This is a genomic window from Chryseobacterium mucoviscidosis, assembly GCF_002177115.1.
Lineage (GTDB): Bacteria > Bacteroidota > Bacteroidia > Flavobacteriales > Weeksellaceae > Chryseobacterium > Chryseobacterium mucoviscidosis.
The window spans coordinates 1-279 of record NZ_MVAG01000087.1; the positions used below are offsets into that span (position 1 = coordinate 1).

Sequence of the window (279 nt, forward strand, 5' to 3'; positions counted from 1 at the left end):
CGTAAAGCAAGCTGAATTTCTGTTCGGGCGGCTGGCAGGACACGTGATCAAATTCGTTTATTTAGCGGCTATTATCATAGGTGCCGCAGGCGGAGCAAAAGCCATCTGGGGCATATTGGACTTAGCATTAGTTTTTATTGTTGTCCCGAATGTGATTGCGCTGCTGTTATTGAGCAGAAAGGTAAAAGCGCTATATACCGAATTTTTTACATCTGAACAGTATTACCTGAAAGATAGAGGGAAAACGAAACAGGACCCTGTTTATCAAACAAAAGAAGC

At 42.7% G+C, this 279-nt stretch carries 1 protein-coding gene; it reads left to right on the top strand.

Annotated elements, in window-relative coordinates; translation table 11 throughout:
- A partial coding sequence (locus B0E34_RS22715) for an alanine:cation symporter family protein (protein WP_133059887.1) occupies positions 1-279 on the top strand: 279 nt, incomplete at both ends.